Origin of the sequence: Streptomyces sp. W16, assembly GCF_033194735.1 — a bacterium.
Classification (GTDB): domain Bacteria; phylum Actinomycetota; class Actinomycetes; order Streptomycetales; family Streptomycetaceae; genus Streptomyces.
Genome location: NZ_JAWOAI010000214.1, coordinates 1 through 15,842 on the forward strand (window position 1 = coordinate 1; position 15,842 = coordinate 15,842).

Genomic DNA, 15,842 nt, shown 5'->3' on the forward strand with positions numbered 1-15,842 from the left:
CACGGGCCGCCCGACCGACGCGATCCGCGTCCTGCGCGACACGCGCCGCGCCACCGCCCGCTATCTGGAACGGCGCGGCCTGGCCCGGCCCCGCGTGCGGTGGGACGAGTTCAAGGCCTTGGCGGCGTCCGCGAAACGCAAGTGACGGATCGTCAATTCGCCGCGTTCATCAGGTCGAGCGCGCTCTGTTGCCGGGCCGCGTCGGTGGAGTCCAGCGGTCCGGCCCAGTGCAGCCCGTACGCGTCGAGGGCGTTGCGGTCGTTCGCGTAGGCGGTGTCTGCCTGGCGGCGGATGTAGGAGGTGTAAGGGCGGTCGGACAGGCGGGAGTTGAAGGCACTCAGCCCCCGGACGTACGCCCCCTTGAAGGACGGCCCGTCGCCACCGCAGCCGCTCGTCTCGCACGGTTCCCGCAGGATTCCCCCGGAGTTGAGGGCCGTCGACGTGGTCGAGGCGTCGCCGATCTGCCGGCCGGTGGTGAGGAGGGTGGAGTCACCGGTCGCCCGGTACAGCTCCGAGAGCCCGCCCAGCAGGACACCTTGGTTGTACGACCATGTCGTGTCGCCGTTGTTGCCGCAGGTCGCCAGGTTGATGCCGTCGTTGACCAGATGGGAGCCGTTGATCATGCCGGTGCCCTTGAACCACGACCACTCGGCGTTGGCCCGGCCGAGATATGTCGTGTCGCCCGCGATGCGGTTGTGCAGAGCCGCGTTCAGCTCCAGGTAGAGGGAGTTGGCGATCGCGTTCTTGTAGGTCTTGGCGGTGCTCCACCACACCCCGCCACCGCAGGTCGAGTCCCAGTAGCGAGCCATGTAATCGGCGTCCGCGCGGGCCGTGTTGAGGTAGCGGGAGTCCCCGGTGAGGTCGTAGGCATCGACCCAGGCCAGCCCCCACCAGCCGGTGTCGTCGATGTAGTCGTTGGTGAAGTTGCCGCCCTGGGCGGAGAGGTTGCGGTCGTAGGTGTTGGCGATGGCGTACTTGTAGCTGGCCATCCCGGTCACGCGGATGTTGTCGATGACGGCGGTCAGGGCGTTGGCGGAGTTCCACCAGCCGGTGGTGTCGAACAGGCCGGTGCCCAGGTTGTACGACTGCATCAGCGCGGTGGCGGCGGCAGTTGGGCGGCTGCCCGCGTTCCAGGTCGTCCGGGCCCACTGCGTGCAGGCGATCTCGGCCCGGTCACCGGCCTTGCCGCAGGCGCGCAGGGCGCCGACGCCGAGGGCGTTCCAGTCGTCGACGTTGTACATCAGGGTGCGCCAACCTCCTTGCCCCGTAGGGATGGTGGTGTCGCCGAGCTTGCTGCCCGAGCTCCAGGTGCGCCCGCCGTCGAAGGAGCGGTCGAGCCAGACCTCGTCACCGGGGCTGCCGTTGGTGATCGAGGCCCAGCCCATCGCGTCGGTGTCGTCGAAGTGCAGGGCGATGGAGCGCGAGTAGATGGTCGCCGACACCGGCTGCCGGTCCCCCGGGGACAGGGCGGGGTCGCGGCCGTCGCAGTACTTGTTGCAGATCGTCGCCTCGGCGGCGGCGGTCGCGACGCCGGTGGAGACCGGCACGAACAGGGCCAGGGCGGCGATCAGACCGGTCCCGACCCGCCTGATGCGTCTTGCTGTTGAGTTCATGCCGGCTCCATCGAGGTGGGGGGGGTTACGGGTGGTCAGCCCAGGCGCCACTGCTGGTTGGCGCCGCCGTTGCAGGACCAGAGCTCCAGCGCGGTGCCGTTGACGTTGCCCGCGGCCTGGTCGCCGCCGGTGACGTCGAGGCACAGGCCCGACTGGGTGCCGGTGATGGTGCCGTTGGGGTTGACGCTCCACTTCTGGTTGGCGCCGCCGTTGCAGCCGTAGAGCTGCACCTTGGTGCCGTTACTGGTCTGATTGTTGTAGGCGTCCAGGCACTGGGTGCCGCCGTAGAGCCGGAGTTCACCGGCGGCGGTGATGGTGACGGCCTGGTTGGTGCCGCCGCCGCAGTCCCAGATCTCAATCTTGGTGCCGGGGGTGGTCTCGCCGTTGTAGGCGTCGAGGCAGCGGTTGGAAGAGGCACCGATGAGCGGGTGGGTGGTGCCGACGCTGGTACCGCTGCCCGCGGAGACCCGGTACATGACCGAGCCGTGGCCGGGGACGCTCGCCGAGATGCTGCCACTGGTGCTGCTGATCACGTGCGACCAGAGGTTGTTGAGCTTGTACGAGGACGCCGAGGGGAGGCCGGCCGCGGTCGCGGAGGTGGTGATGGTGGCGGCGGAGGAGTTCTCGTTGAAGAGGACCACCGAGACGTCACCGTTGGCGAGGGGCTTGGAAAGGACGTGCAGGCCACCGGAGTTGGAGATCTCGGTGCCCTGCTTGCCCAGGGAGTCCTGGTCCACGGCGATGACGTCCTTGTTGCCGTAGAGGGAGAGGGTGGCGGCGGTGGCCTTGCGCAGGTCGGTGCCGGCGATCAGGGGCGCGGCCATCTCCGACCAGAGGCTGAAGTGGGAGCGGTCCTCGGTGAACGACATGCCGTTGCCGACTTCGAGCATGTCGGGGTCGTTCCAGGCGCCCGGCTTGGCGTACGCGGCGAGCTTGACGTTGGCCTTGTAGATGGACACCACGGTCGAGAAGTTGACGTTGATGTCGTCGGTGGTGCGCCAGCTGTTGCCGACGCCCGCACCCCAGGTCCACACGTCGGCGAGGCCCCAGTTGCAGAGGCTGTAGACGATCGGGCGGCCGGTGTTGGCCAGCGCGTCGCGCATCGCGGTGTAGCGCTGCTGGTCGGGCACGTTCTGGTGGTTGCAGTTGTCGTACTTGAGGTAGTCCACGCCCCAGGCGGCGAAGCTGTTGGCGTCGGTCTGCTCGTGGCCGAGGCTGCCGGGGTAGCCGGCGCAGGTGGCGGTGCCGGCGCTCTCGTAGATGCCGAGCTTGAGGCCCTTGCTGTGGACGTAGGCGGCGGTGCCGCTGATGCCGTTCGGGAACTTGACCGGATCGGGGACGAGTTGGCCCGCCGCGTTGCGGGCCGAGGTCATCCAGCAGTCGTCGATGTTGACGTACTGGTACCCGGCGTCCTTCAGCCCCGAGGAGACGAGGTAGTCGGCGGTCTGCTCGACGAGTTGCTCGGTCACGTTGCAGCCGAAGGCGTTCCAGTCGTTCCAGCCCATCGGGGGCGTCCTGGCGAGGCCGTTGTCGAGGGCCTGTGCGGGCGGTGCGGCGCGCAGCACGAGCAGGACCGGGACGAGGGCCAGCAGCAGCACCATGGTGAGGGCGGCGCTCAGGCGTCTCTTGAAGGGTGCCGGAACGGTCATGTCGAGGTCTCCTGTTTCGCCGTGGGGGGCCGACCGAACTCGCCGTTGGAAACGTAACCATCGCGAGGGTTCCACCAGCCGGGTTCGGCCGTCAATGGTCCGGACCAGAATGCCCCGGCAGTGAACTGGCCGTGCCGTCAGAGGCGTTGACGGCCTCCTGGGTCGATGACAACGTTTCCATCACCCGCACCCTTGGAGGCCACCATGTCCCTGCCCCCCTCCCGGCGAGTGATGATCGGTTCCGGTCTGGCCGCGCTGGCGGCGACGGCCGCCACACCGGCGGACGCGGCCGAACGCCCCAGTGCCACAAGGGCGTTGTCCCGCGCGAGAGACGCGTACTCCGCCCTGAAGAGACACTTCGACACGGCTGACGGCTCCGGGCTCGTCCGCGAGCAGCTCCCGGCTGCGGCAGGCGACAACCCTTACTCGTACGAATGGCCCTTCTCGCAGGTGCACATCGCCGCCCTCGATCTCACCGCCGTGGACCCGGAGTTCGAACCCGAGCTGTCTCGACGGGCGGCGGCGCAGGAGCACTACTGGAAGCCCGGCGGGGGCACGACCGGCCTTCCCGGGTACGCCTCCTATCCCGTCGCGCCGTACGGCTCGGGCGGGGACATGTTCTACGACGACAACGAATGGGTCGGCCTGGCGAAGATCCAGCGGTATCTGCAGATCGGGGACGCCGCCGCGCTGGCCCGCGCCGAGGAGATCTTCGCGCTGGTCCGGTCCGGCTGGGACACCGACAGCGGTCATGCCGCGCCGGGCGGGGTCTTCTGGACGCAGGCCGACTGGAGTCACGACCGCAACACCGTCTCGAACATGCCGGGTGCCCAACTCGCCCTGCGCCTGCACCAGATCACCGGCAAGGCCGATTACCTGGACTGGGCGAAGCGGTTCCACGACTGGACGAACACGCATCTGCAGAGCCCAAGTGGCCTGTACTGGGACCATCTTGACCTCCAGGGGACCGTCGAGAAGACCCTCTGGTCCTACAACCAGGGTGTGCCGGTCGGTGTGGCGGTGCTGCTGTACCAGGTCACTCGCGACCGCGCCTACCTGCGCCAGGCCGAGCGGATCGCCACTGCCTCGTACGCCTACTACGTCACGCAGGGGCGGCTGTTCACACAGCCCGTGTTCTTCAACTCGATCTTCTTCAAGAACCTGCTGCTCCTGGAGTCGGTGACCGGGAAGGACACCTACCACCGGGCGATGGCGGACTACGCCGACCAGGTGTGGGACACGATGCGGGATCCGGCCACCGGACTCGTGCACTTCGACACGGCCGGTGGCACCCAGGCAATCCAGCAGGCGGCCCTGGCGCAGCTCTACGCCGTGCTCGCCTGGCCGCGTGCCAAGTGGCGGACGCTGTACTGACGTTACGGGTGCCCGATCTCCCCGGTGCCGCGTGCGATCAGTTGCACCGGGAGGACGGTACGGCGGGAGGGGGCGTCGTCGCCGTTGATGCGGTCCAGCAGCAAGTTGGCTGCGTGGCGGCCGAGTTCCTCGGTGTCGGAGGTGACGACGGTGACCGGGGTGGGCAGCATGTCGGCCAGTTTGAAGTCGTCGAAGCCGACGATCGCGACGGAGGTGTCGAGCTCACGGCAGGCGCGCAGGACGCCCTCGGTGAGGAAGCCCGTGGTGGAGAAGACCGCCGTGGGCGGGTTCGCGGAGGTGAGCAGGGTACGGGTGGCGGCCTCGGCTTCCTCGGTAGTGCCGGCGCGCAGGGTGACGACCAGGTCGTTGTCGGGCTCGATGCCGCTGCGGCGCAGCGCCTTGCGGTAGCCGCGCAGTCGGCGGCCGGTGCTGTAGTACGAGGGGGCGACGAGGATCGCGATCCGGCGGTGGCCCTGGTCGACGAGGTGCTGGGTGGCCTTGCGTCCGCCCTCCTCGTTGTCGACGAGGACGACATCGGCCTCGGCGCCGGTGGCCGGGCGGTCGACGAAGACGATGGGCACGTGGTCGTGGCCGTTGATCTCGTTGAGGAAGGCGTGGTCGCCCTGGTCGGGCACGATGATGAGCCCGGCGACCCGGCGTCCGATCAGCTCGCCCACGGCCCGGCGCTCCACCTCCGGGTCCTCGTCGGCGGTGCTCAACAGCACTGCGTAGCCTGCCTCGTTGGCGACTTCCACGGCGGCCTTGGCGAGGGAGGCGTAGAACGGGTTGGTGAGGTCGCCGAGCAGCAGCCCGATGGTCATCGAGTTCTGGCCGGGGCGCAGGGAGCGCGCGATCTCGTTGCGCTGGTAGCCGATGGCGGTGATCGCCGCGTTCACGCGCTCGGCCGTCTCCTCGCGGACCGTGCCGATGCCGTTGACGACGCGGGAGACGGTGACGACGGCGACTCCGGCCCGCTCCGCGACGTCGCGCATCGTGGGCCTGGTGTTCTGGCGGTGCGGGGGACGACTTCTCACGTGAGTTGAAGACCAACCTTCCATCGCGTACCGGGGGCCGGGACCGCTCCCAGGATACGTTTCGGGTCCCGGCCCGTTGCCCGGCCCGGGTCGCTAACCGTTGCTCTTGATCACATCGTTGATCTTGTCGGTCATCGTCTGGAGGTCGGAGAGCGGCTTCTTGCCGTTGAGGATGTCCGGCCAGTAGGCGGTGATCAGGTCGTTGGACTGGCTGGCCCACTGGGTCGTGAAGCGCACGCCCATGGTGGTCTGTGTGTTCAGTCCCGCCTTGACGGTGGCCGCGACGGTCGTCAGACCGGCCTTTTCGAGGGCGCCGAAGTAGGCGCTCTGGGACGAGAGATAGGCCGGGGCCGCCACCGGGGAGTCGGGCAGCACCTTGGTCCACACGGTGGAGTCTAGGTACTTGAGGACCTTGAAGGTGGCGTCCGCGTTCTGGGTGTACGAGGGGGTGCAGATGCCCACCGCGTCGTACAGGGTGGCCGGCTTGGTCTGCTGGGGAAGCGGCGCGAACCCGTACTTGATCTTCGGCTTGTCGGTGAGGAAGCCGGCCGCCAGCCACTGGCCGCTCCACAGCATCGGGATCTGGCCGGCGGCGAACAGTGCCTGCTGGTTGCTGATGTCGTAGCCGGGAGGTGCGACGGCCCCGCTCTTGATACCGGCCACGACCTTGCTGACGCCTTGGGTGTACGTCGCGTCGATGGTCGCCTTGGTGGGCTTGTTGACGGAGTCGGCGAACGGCGCGCCACCCGCGGACAGCGAGTACGTGCTGAGGGAGAAGGGGCCGTCCGTGGAGGTCAACGCGTCGGCGACCAGGCCGTACTTGGCGCCCTTCGCGTGCAGCTTGGCGGCGGCGTCGAACATCTGGTCCCAGGTCCAGCCGGCGGCGGGCACGGTGATGCCGGCGGCCTTGAAGGCGTCGACGTCGTACCAGATGCCGTAGGTGTTCAGGAGGGAGGGAACGCCGCCTATCTTGCCGTCGGCGGTCTTCCAGTTCTTCATGGTGGAGGAGACGAAGGTGCTCGCGCCGAAGTCGCTGGAGCCGGAGAGCCGGGAGGCCCAGTCGGTGAGCAGGCCCTGGCTGGTGTACTGCTGCTCGGTGTCGTTGCCGCACCAGAACAAGTCGGGGAGTTTCTTGGCCTGGGTGAGGGCGGCGAGTTTGTCGCCGTAGTTGCCGTTGGGGGTGTCGACGCGCTTGACCGTGATGTTCGGGTCGTGGAAGCCGGTCAGTGCCTGGTCGATGGCCTTGTTGGTGGTGGCGGACTCCCAGGTCATGAGGGTGACCGTCACCTTGCCGTCCGACTGTTTCCCGGACGAGCCGCCGCAGGCCGCCGTCGCGAGCAGTCCCCCCGCCGTCAGCAACGCTCCACCGAGACGGATCAATCGTTTCATCATGCCCTCCTGGTACCTGGCCGGTACACGGCTCGTGAGTGGGTCGAGGTGCGGATCAGCGCTGGTTGACGGTGCCCAGGGCGCTCAGGCCCTGGATGAAGTAGCGCTGGGCGACGAAGAACACGGCCAGTGGGGGGAGCATGTAGAGCAGGTTGGTGGCCATGTAGAGGTTCCAGTCCGGGGTCTGGCCGGCGAACTGGGTGACGAAGGAGGCCATGCCGACGCTCAGCGGCCACTTCTGGGACGAGTACAGGTAGATCAGCGGGTTGAGGTAGTCGTTCCAGGACATCTGGAAGGCCAGGATTGACATCGTTATCCAGGCGGGCTTCGTGATCGGCAGCATCACGCTGAAGAAGATCCGGATGTGCCCCGCGCCGTCGACCTTGGCCGCCTCGTCGATCGAGTGCGGGATCGACAGGAAGTACTGGCGGGCGAGGAAGATGAAGAGCGGGTTGCCGCCCAGGAAGGCCGGGACGATCAGCGGCAGCCAGGTGTCGTACCAGCCGATGTCCTTGAACAGCTGGAACAGCGGGATGATGCCGATCACCGGGGGCAGCAGCATGCTGCCGACGAAGACGTAGAACCACACCTTGCGGCCGGGGAAGCGCAGCCGGGCCAGGGCGTAGCCCGCCATCATCGAGGTCATCACACCGCCGATCACCGAAAGACCGGTGATGACAACGGAGTTGAGCAGCAGGCGGGGGAAGTGGATGACCTTCGGCCCGTCGACGAAGTTCTTGAAGTGGAACTCGTGGGGCAGGAGCCGGGGCGGTACTTCGAAGACCGCCGAGGGGCCTTTCAGGGCGACGGTGAGCATCCAGAGGATGGGCACGATCATCACGGAGCTGATCAGCAGCGCGGTGGCGTACCAGGACACCGTGCGTACGGCCCTGCCGCGCGGCTTGGCCGGGGCGGCCGGCTTCGGCGCCGTCGTCGGCGCCCTCGTGACGTCAGGAGACGTGGTCACTGTAGGTCCAAATCGACGAGAAGCGGGCGGTGGCGGCGATCACGACGACGATGACGAGGAAGAGCACCCACACCTGGGCGGAGGCGTAGCCGAACTGGGAGACCTGCCCGAGCTTGGGGAAGCCGTTGTTGTAGATCGACAGCATCAGGGTCCTGGTGCTGAACCCGGGCCCGCCCTGGTTGTCCGGCGAGAGGATCTTCGGCTGATTGAAGGCCTGGAGGGCCGTCACCAGCTGCATGACCACCTGGAGCAGCATGATCGGGCTGATCAGCGGCAGGGTGATCCGGAAGAACACCGTGCGGGGGCCGGCGCCGTCGAGTCTGGCGGCCTCGTACAGCTCGGTGGGGACCGCCTGGAGCGCGGCGAGGAAGATGATCATCGTGGAGCCGACGCTCCACAGCATGACGATCACGATCGACGGCATCGCCGAGTTGTCCCCGGACAGCCATTCACTGGTGGGCAGGTGGAGCCAGTTCAACACCTCGTTGGCCAGGCCGACTTGGGGATTGAATACGAACTTCCAGAGCGTGATCGTGGCCACCACGGGCAGCACGACCGGCAGATAGCACAGGGTGCGCAGCAGGCTGACGCCCCGCATCCGCTGGTTGCAGAACACCGCGAGGGCGAGCCCGATCGCCAGAGACAGCGGCACGTACAGGACGACGAGCAGCAGGGTGGCACGCACCGAGGGCCAGAAGGACGGGTCGGTGGTGAACATCCGGCGGAAGTTGTCGAGGCCGATGAACTTGGGGTCCGACAGGCCGTTGTAGCTGGTCAGCGCGAAGTAGGCGGAGCGGAACAGCGGGTAGACGACGAACGCCGTGAAGCCGATGAGCGCCGGCGCCAGGAAGACGTACGCGGCCAGGGTGTCCGAGGAGCGCCTGCGCCGTCGTCGCCAGGGGCGTCCGAAGCGCCCGAAGCTCCCCCGGTCGGGCGGTCGGTCCACGGGTGGTGCGGTGGTTCTCGTCTCTTGGTGCGGAGCGGCTGTCACACGCGCTCACCTTCTTCCTCCGAGGAGTTGGCGAAGACCCGGACCGGGGCCGACCCGACCGTCTGGTGGTCGCCGACCGCCTCAAGGTAACGTTTCCATTCCCTGGCGATCACACCGTGGCGCACGCCACATGAGGGAGTCAAGAGGCGCGATGGTAACGTTTCCCGGGTCAACATCCGGAACAGTGTGGGCAGTTCCGGAGTCGCTGAGCACGCTCGGGCGGCGGCTGGCCGGCGAGCTGCGGGGCGGTCCGGCGGCGGACATCGTCGAGCGGTGTCTGACCAACACCTGGACGACGTCGATGAGTTGGGGCACCGGGTCGGCGTACGGCCCGGAGGTGTTCGTCAAGACCGGTGACATCCCGGCGATGTGGCTGCGGGACAGCACGGCGCAGGTCCGCCCCTACCTCGCGGTGGCCACGGACCCGGAGGTCGGTGACGTCCTGACCGCCGTCTCCCGCCGGCAGATCCGCTGCGTGCTGCTGGACCCTTACGCCAACGCCTTCAACGACGGCCCCACCGGCGCGCACGGCGAGCCCGGGGACGAGCCCACTCCGGGCGACTGGATCTGGGAGCGCAAGTACGAACTCGACTCGCTCTGCGCTCCGTTGCAGCTGGCGTACGCGATCCGGCGGGCGACCGGCCGGGAGGACCATCTCGACGAGGCGTTCCACCGCGCGGCCCGGACGATCGTACGGCTGTGGCGGGCGGAGCAGTCCCACACGCGCTCGCCCTACCGGTTCGTCCGGCCGTCCGGCCCGTTCGCCGGAGACAGTCTGCCCCTCAACGGCCATGGAGCGAAGGTCGGTTGGACCGGGATGACGTGGTCGGGCTTCCGGCCGAGCGACGACGCGTGCGCCCACGGCTATCTGGTACCGGCCAACGCGCTGGCGTCGGCGAGCCTGCACGGGCTGGCGGAACTGGCCGCGGCGGTCCTCGACGACACCGAACTCGCCCATGAGTCATGGCGGTTGGCGGACGAGATCGACGCCGGGATCCTGGCGCACGCGGTGACGGAGGTCGACGGTACCTCCGTACTCGCCTACGAGGTGGACGGCCTCGGGGCGGCACTGCTCTGCGACGACGCGAACCTCCCGAGTCTCCTGAGCCTCCCGCTCAGCGGCTGGTGCGCACCCGAGGACCCGCTCTACCGGGCGACCCGGCGCTTCGCGCTCTCCGAGGCCAACCCCTCGTATTTCAGCGGCAGTTACGCGGCCGGAATCGGCAGCACGCACACCCCCGACCGGCACATCTGGCCGCTGGCGATCGCCGCCGCCGGTCTGACCGGCGAAGTGGGCGAGGGGGCTCGGGCCCTGGAGATCCTGGCGGCCACCACCGCCGGTACCGGCCTGATGCACGAGAGCTTCCATGTCGACGCGCCGGGCCGGTTCACGCGGGAGTGGTTCGGCTGGGCGAATGCGATGTTCTGCGAGCTTGCCCTTGAGTTGTGCGGGGACGGGGTGCGGCAGCTGTTTCCGGTACATCCGCGGGCGTTGCCTGCGGCACCGGGAGCGGGCGGCGGGGTTTCGTGAGCAGGAGGCCGGACTCCATGGGGTCAAGCGAACGGCGTGGCCGGGGGCCGCAGGCCGAGCCACTGCTCGGCGTCCCAGGCCTCGAACCGCTCCACCTCGGTGAACCCCAGCTTTGCCGCGAGGCGCATCGAGCCGACGTTGGCGGTCTGGGTGGCGAGCACCACCGGCTCGCCGGGAAGGACGCCGTCGAACCAGTCGAGTGCCGCCGCGCACGCCTCGGCGGCATACCCGAATCCCCACGCTCGCGGCAGGAACAGGTAGCCGAGATCGACTTTCCCCTCGGCGGCCGGGCGACGGTGCTCCGGCGCTCTCCTGAGCAGGATCTGGCCGATCATCGCCCCGTCGGACTCGACGACGAAACTCCCGGGCCACCGCTCGGGCACCCCGGGCAGCTCGCGCTCAAGCTCGTCACGCGGCCGGGGGCCGCCGAGGTAGGTGTGCACCTCTGCCGACGCCAGCAGTTCGATGAACACCGCACGGTCCCGGGCCTCGGGCTCACGGAGCACGAGCCTCTCGGTCCTGATCGGCTCGGGTGGCCAGGCAATGGGCCCCAGGTCGGACATAACCGCAGGCTAACAGCCCGAGAGTCGTTGGACATGGGTGTCCCCGGCTGCCGCCCGGCCTGCGCGGCACGCCGGGCGGCAGCCGAGCCGCCCACCACGGGAGGCCGACCGCCGCGCCGTCGTCGTCCGAGCTCAGGGGGTGATGGTGAGGCTGCCGTAGTCCGACAGGTTGGTGAGGTTCGTCTGGCTCAGGGTGGTCGCACCGGTCGTGCTGCCGGGCATCATGATGTGGCTCAGTGCGACGCCTGAAATGGGCGCGCCAGGAAGGCCGTTGATGCGGGCGGCGGTGACGCCCGCGTTGCGGACCCGGACGTTGGAGATCGTGACGCCGGTGACCGGGCCGATGCCCGCGGTGCTGCCGGTCATCATGGCGAGCCAGGTCCGGTTGCCGTCGTTGCTGAAGCTGAGCCGTTCGATGTCGATGTCGTCGAACTTGAGGTTGGTCGCAGCCGCCGTGCCGTACTTGTGGTGGACGCCGATGCCCACGGCCGCGTCATAGACGACGACGTGCTGGAAGGTGACCTTGTTCTGTGATTCGTAGACGCCCTGGCCGACCTTGACGCCATAGCAATAGGTCCAGGAGACAAGGTCGTTGAAGGTGACGTTGTCCAGCGGGCGGGCGGTGCCGGGGACCGACTTGTAGATGTCGGCGACGTCGGGCCAGGTCTTGGTGCTGAACGGGTCGTCGAGACCGATGCCGATGGCGTGGTCGACGGTGACGTTCGTGGACTCCATGACGTCGATGCCGTCGTTCTCGCCCATGTCGAACCTGTTGAACAGCTTGATGTTGCGGAAGGTCATGTCCGAGGACCGCAGCGGGATGACCGCCCAGCTGCTGGACTCCCGGAAGGTGATGCCGTCGACGGTGAAGCCGCTCGTGTAGATCGGGGCGAGGAGGTTCACGCCGAGGTTGGAGGGCGCGAGCGCGGCCTGGCCGTTGCCGTCGATGATGCCGCGGCCGTAGATCTTGATGTTCGTCGAGGAGTACCGGGTGGAGATGAACCAGGTGAGGTCACGGCCCTGCGAGGTCTTGTGTCCGGTCACCACGTAGTGGGCGGCGTCGCCCGTGTAGCGGAGCACCGCACCGGGGGCGAGGTAGAACGCGAGGTTGCTGCGCAGGTAGAGGTTGCCGAGGGTGTAGACGCCGGCGGGGACGTACACGATGCCCTGGGTGCCGTTCGCGGAGCCGTACGCGGCGGCGTCGTTGAGGGCGTTCTGGAAGGCCGTCGTGGTGTAGGCGCCGGTGTTCGGCTGGGCGGAGTAGGGCGCGCTCTGCACGTTGAAGATGCCGGTGCCGCTGGTCGCCGGGCGGTTGGTCTCGGCCGGGTCGGCGGCGATGACCAGGTTGGGGCGGCCGTCGAGCTTGACGATCAGGTACTCGTCGTTCTGGACGGTGAAGGTCAGGGTGGGCCCGCTGACGGTTCCGGTGATGCCGAGCTTCTGCGGGCTGATGCTGTACGAGCCGATGTCCGTGTTGTTGAGCTTGGTCACCGTGATGGTGGCGGTGCCCGTCCCGAGGGCGAGTTGCGCGATGTCGTAGCCGGTGTACTTGGTGACGGGTACGGAGGTTCCGTTGACGGTCAGCCTGTAGTCGGTGGACGCCGGGTAGATGGACGGGACCGGGTACGCCGACACTGTGCCCGCCGCGGCCTGTGCGGACTGCGGGGCACCGAAGAGTGCCGCCAGGCCGAGCAGGAGCGCGGTCAACACGAGGGCCAGCGGGCGCAGTACGCGGTTCTGGGTTCCGTCGGCCGCGGTCAGCGGCCATCTCATCGACGATCTCATCCGGGGTCCTCCTGTAGTCACATCGGTGGGGGCACGTAAGACGGGATGGAAACGTTGCCAGTGACATGACCACACTAATGGTCTGGACCGCCGTCGCCTATGTGCTGTGCCGGACCGCCGTCACTCCCTTGTCACCTCAGGACGAACCTCCGTCGCGTGGGACTCAACTCCCGCAAACAGAACGGCGATCCCGCGGCCCGCTCCCGAATCGCTGCCATATTCGAGAACCACTTCGGAGGTGGCTGTGACGCTAGAGGCGACAACATCCCTGACGGCAGTGACACCCGCGGCGGACCGCACCGCCGGACGCATCGCCGACCTGGAAGAGCGGCGGGCACGGGCGGTGGTCACGGGCGCGCCGAGAAGACACGGGGCGCTCGGTGCACGGGAGCGGATCGAACGGCTCCTGGACGGCGGCTCGTTCACGGAGACCGGTGTGTTCGTGCGGGCGAGAGCGGTGGGGGACGGCGCCCAACGGCCGTACGGCGACGGGGTGGTCACCGGGTACGGCACGGTCGACGGACGGCCGGTCTGTGTGTTCGCGCAGGACTCCACGGTCTTCGGCGGCAGCATGGGCGAGGCCTTCGGCGAGAAGACCGTGGCCCTCATGGACCTCGCCCTGAAGACCGGCTGCCCGGTCGTCGGCCTCAACGACTCCGGCGGCGCCCGCATCCAGGAGGGCGTCAACTCCCTCGCGCTGTACGCCGAGTTGGTGCGGCGCAACGTGAAGGCGTCCGGGGTGATCCCGCAGATCTCCGTCGTCCTGGGCCCGTGCGCGGGCGGCGCCGCCTACTCCCCCGCGATCACCGACTTCACCGTGATGGTGGACGGTGCCTCGCACATGTTCGTCACCGGCCCCGACGTCATCGAGGCGGTGACCGGTGAACGCACCACCGCCGAGGAGCTGGGCGGCGCCCGTACCAGCAACTCCGTGAACGGCAACGCCCACTTCCTGGCCGCCGACGAGGAGGACGCGCTCGACACCGTACGCGACCTGCTGTCGTACCTTCCGGCCAACAACCTTGAACGGCCACCGGAGTTCACGCCCGGTTCGGTGGCCGACGGTGCCCCGCTCGACGCGATCGTGCCCGACCGGCTCGGCCATGCCTACGACATGCGGGAGATCCTGCGCGCGGTCGTCGACGACGGTGAACTCCTTTACGTCCAGGAGCTGTTCGCGCCGAACATCATCTGCGCGCTGACCCGGGTCGAGGGAGCGAGTGTCGGGGTCGTCGCCAACCAGCCGCTGCACTCGGCCGGGGTCCTCGACATCGACGCCTCCGAGAAGGCCGCGCGGTTCGTACGGTTCTGCGACGCGTTCGGCATTCCCCTGCTGACCTTCGCCGACGTCCCCGGCTACCTCTCCGGCGTGTGTCAGGAGCGGGGCGGCATCATCCGGCGCGGCGCCAAACTCCTGTACGCGTACGCCGAGGCGACCGTCCCCAAGGTCACCGTGGTGGTGCGCAAGGCGTACGGCGGCGGCTACGCGGTGATGGGTTCCAAGCATCTCGGCGCCGACCTCAACCTCGCGTGGCCGACCGCGCGGATCGCGGTCATGGGCGCGGAGGGCGCCGTGGGGGTGCTGCACCGGCGTGAACTCGCCGCGTCGGACGACCCCGAGGCGCTGCGGGCCGAGCTGGTCACCGCGTACGAGGCCAGGCACGGGACGCCGTATCTCGCCGCCGAACGCGGGTACGTCGACGACGTGATCGCCCCGCGCGACACCCGCGCCCACGTCGGCCGCGCCCTGCGCGCACTGCGTGGCAAGCGCGCCCCGATGCCGGAGCGGCGGCACGGCAACATCCCGCTCTGACCGACCTGTTCACCCCGTTCCCCTTGTTCGCCCTCGCCAGCCGCCAGCCGCCAGCCGCCACCGCGATGTTCTGCGATGTGAGGAGCACGCCCGATGGACAGCCGCCGACCCCCGCTCGCGCCCGCGTACCGGACCCTCCCCGAGTACGTGCGGCACTGGGCCGAACTCACCCCGGACCGCCGGGCGTTCACCTTCGTCGAGCACCCAGCGCCCGAATCCCGTGGTGTGCACCGCACTTTGACCTGGCAGCGGCTCGATCTGCGGGTACGCGCACTGGCCGCCCGGCTCACCGAACAGGCCGAACCCGGGGCGCGGGTCGCCCTGTTGTGCCCGCAGGGGACGGACTACATCACCGGGTTCCTGGCGGCGCTGACCGCCGGAATGGTCGCCGTACCGCTGTATCCGCCCGGTCTGCCGGGGCAGGGCGACCGGCTCGTCGGGGTGTTGGGCGACGCGCGCCCCTCGGTCGTGGTGACCACCGGCCGTGTCCTGGCCGAGGTGACGGACTTCTGCGAGCGCGCGGAGGTGCCGGTCCTCGCGGCCGACCGGGTGCCCGACACCGCCGCCCTCAACTGGTGTGCGCCGGAGCCTGATTCGGCGGCGACCGCCTATCTCCAGTACACCTCCGGGTCGACCCGGGCTCCGGCGGGCGTGGAGATCACCCACGCCAACGTCGTCGCCAACGCCCGCCAGGCGCTTGCCGCTTACGGCGCCGACGCGCATCCGGTGACCTGTGTGGGCTGGCTGCCGCTCTACCACGACATGGGGCTGGTGCTGAGCGTGGCGGCCCCCGTCGTACGCGGGGTGCCTTCGGTCCTCATGGACCCGGCCGCGTTCCTGCACGAACCGGCGCGCTGGCTGAGGCTGTTGGCCACGCATCCGCGCGCGCTGAGTGCCGCACCGAACTTCGCCTACGACTACTGCGCCTCCACCGTCACCGAGGCGCAGAAGGAGGGGCTGCGGCTGGACGGGGTCGCCGCGCTGATCAACGGCAGCGAGCCCGTTCGGCCCGGCACCGCCGACCGTTTCCACGCCGCGTTCGCCGCCCAGGGGTTGGCGGCGGAGGCGCATTGTCCGTCGTACGGGCTCGCCGAGGCGACCGTGTTCGTCAGCGCGGCCCGGCCCGGCCGGCC

At 68.9% G+C, this 15,842-nt stretch carries 12 protein-coding genes; 4 read left to right on the top strand and 8 right to left on the bottom strand.

Annotation, left to right across the window (positions count from 1 at the left end; genetic code table 11):
- Positions 1–152: 152 nt before the first annotated feature.
- Both R6V09_RS26605 and R6V09_RS26610 read right to left on the bottom strand, forming a co-directional pair.
- The gene (locus R6V09_RS26605; RefSeq protein ID WP_317883955.1) at positions 153–1,613 is read right to left on the bottom strand and encodes a glycoside hydrolase family 76 protein; all 1,461 of its coding nucleotides are present in this window, start codon (positions 1,611–1,613) and stop codon (positions 153–155) included.
- A 35-nt stretch (positions 1,614–1,648) separates the two neighbouring features.
- The gene (locus tag R6V09_RS26610) at positions 1,649–3,262 is read right to left on the bottom strand and encodes a glycoside hydrolase family 27 protein (RefSeq protein ID WP_317883956.1); all 1,614 of its coding nucleotides are present in this window, start codon (positions 3,260–3,262) and stop codon (positions 1,649–1,651) included.
- Positions 3,263–3,466: 204 nt separating this feature from the next.
- On the opposite strand from R6V09_RS26610, the gene R6V09_RS26615 reads away from it, so the two are divergent.
- Positions 3,467–4,636, top strand: coding sequence for a glycoside hydrolase family 76 protein (locus R6V09_RS26615; RefSeq protein ID WP_317883957.1), 1,170 nt, complete (start codon positions 3,467–3,469; stop codon positions 4,634–4,636).
- Between the two features lie 2 nt (positions 4,637–4,638).
- Here the strand turns inward: R6V09_RS26615 and R6V09_RS26620 are convergent, their stop codons facing one another.
- The 4 genes from R6V09_RS26620 to R6V09_RS26635 all read right to left on the bottom strand — a co-directional run bounded on the left by R6V09_RS26620 (position 4,639) and on the right by R6V09_RS26635 (position 8,972).
- Positions 4,639–5,628: a LacI family DNA-binding transcriptional regulator gene (locus R6V09_RS26620; protein ID WP_317883958.1), complete on the bottom strand. Its 990-nt coding sequence runs from the start codon at positions 5,626–5,628 to the stop codon at positions 4,639–4,641.
- A gap of 135 nt (positions 5,629–5,763) precedes the next feature.
- A complete protein-coding gene (locus R6V09_RS26625; protein ID WP_317883959.1) occupies positions 5,764–7,062 on the bottom strand; it encodes an ABC transporter substrate-binding protein in 1,299 nt (432 codons plus the stop codon).
- A 52-nt stretch (positions 7,063–7,114) separates the two neighbouring features.
- Positions 7,115–8,026, bottom strand: a complete 912-nt coding sequence (locus R6V09_RS26630; protein ID WP_317883960.1) for a carbohydrate ABC transporter permease — start codon at positions 8,024–8,026, stop codon at positions 7,115–7,117.
- A complete protein-coding gene (locus tag R6V09_RS26635) occupies positions 8,010–8,972 on the bottom strand; it encodes a carbohydrate ABC transporter permease (RefSeq protein ID WP_317883961.1) in 963 nt (320 codons plus the stop codon). The genes R6V09_RS26630 and R6V09_RS26635 overlap by 17 nt, the downstream gene beginning before the upstream one ends.
- 229 nt (positions 8,973–9,201) lie before the next feature.
- Between R6V09_RS26635 and R6V09_RS26640 the strand changes: the two genes are divergently transcribed.
- Complete coding sequence (locus R6V09_RS26640) at positions 9,202–10,548, top strand: glycoside hydrolase family 125 protein (protein ID WP_317883962.1); 1,347 nt, start codon at positions 9,202–9,204, stop codon at positions 10,546–10,548.
- A 23-nt stretch (positions 10,549–10,571) separates the two neighbouring features.
- Here the strand turns inward: R6V09_RS26640 and R6V09_RS26645 are convergent, their stop codons facing one another.
- Both R6V09_RS26645 and R6V09_RS26650 read right to left on the bottom strand, forming a co-directional pair.
- Entirely contained in the window at positions 10,572–11,111 is a 540-nt protein-coding gene (locus R6V09_RS26645) for a GNAT family N-acetyltransferase (RefSeq protein WP_317883963.1), read from the bottom strand.
- Positions 11,112–11,243: 132 nt separating this feature from the next.
- Positions 11,244–12,896 (bottom strand): glycosyl hydrolase family 28 protein, encoded by a 1,653-nt coding sequence (locus R6V09_RS26650; protein ID WP_317883964.1) that lies wholly within the window; start codon positions 12,894–12,896, stop codon positions 11,244–11,246.
- Between the two features lie 238 nt (positions 12,897–13,134).
- On the opposite strand from R6V09_RS26650, the gene R6V09_RS26655 reads away from it, so the two are divergent.
- Together R6V09_RS26655 and R6V09_RS26660 are read left to right on the top strand one after the other, a co-directional pair.
- Positions 13,135–14,709 carry an acyl-CoA carboxylase subunit beta gene (locus tag R6V09_RS26655; RefSeq protein WP_442810138.1) on the top strand — a complete coding sequence of 525 codons (1,575 nt, stop codon included), beginning with the start codon at positions 13,135–13,137 and terminating at the stop codon, positions 14,707–14,709.
- Between the two features lie 93 nt (positions 14,710–14,802).
- Positions 14,803–15,842 (top strand): AMP-binding protein (locus tag R6V09_RS26660; RefSeq protein WP_317883965.1); only part of this gene is annotated, 1,040 nt, incomplete at its 3' end.

What these genes read in the sequence shown, in the direction of transcription:
- R6V09_RS26605 (WP_317883955.1), bottom strand. Translation starts at nt 1,613, where the DNA reads ATGAACTCAACAGCAAGACGCATCAGGCGGGTCGGGACCGGTCTGATC.
- R6V09_RS26650 (WP_317883964.1), bottom strand. Translation starts at nt 12,896, where the DNA reads ATGAGATCGTCGATGAGATGGCCGCTGACCGCGGCCGACGGAACCCAG.
- R6V09_RS26620 (WP_317883958.1), bottom strand. Translation starts at nt 5,628, where the DNA reads ATGCGCGACGTCGCGGAGCGGGCCGGAGTCGCCGTCGTCACCGTCTCC.
- R6V09_RS26615 (WP_317883957.1), top strand. Translation starts at nt 3,467, where the DNA reads ATGTCCCTGCCCCCCTCCCGGCGAGTGATGATCGGTTCCGGTCTGGCC.
- R6V09_RS26610 (WP_317883956.1), bottom strand. Translation starts at nt 3,262, where the DNA reads ATGACCGTTCCGGCACCCTTCAAGAGACGCCTGAGCGCCGCCCTCACC.
- R6V09_RS26645 (WP_317883963.1), bottom strand. Translation starts at nt 11,111, where the DNA reads ATGTCCGACCTGGGGCCCATTGCCTGGCCACCCGAGCCGATCAGGACC.
- R6V09_RS26625 (WP_317883959.1), bottom strand. Translation starts at nt 7,062, where the DNA reads ATGATGAAACGATTGATCCGTCTCGGTGGAGCGTTGCTGACGGCGGGG.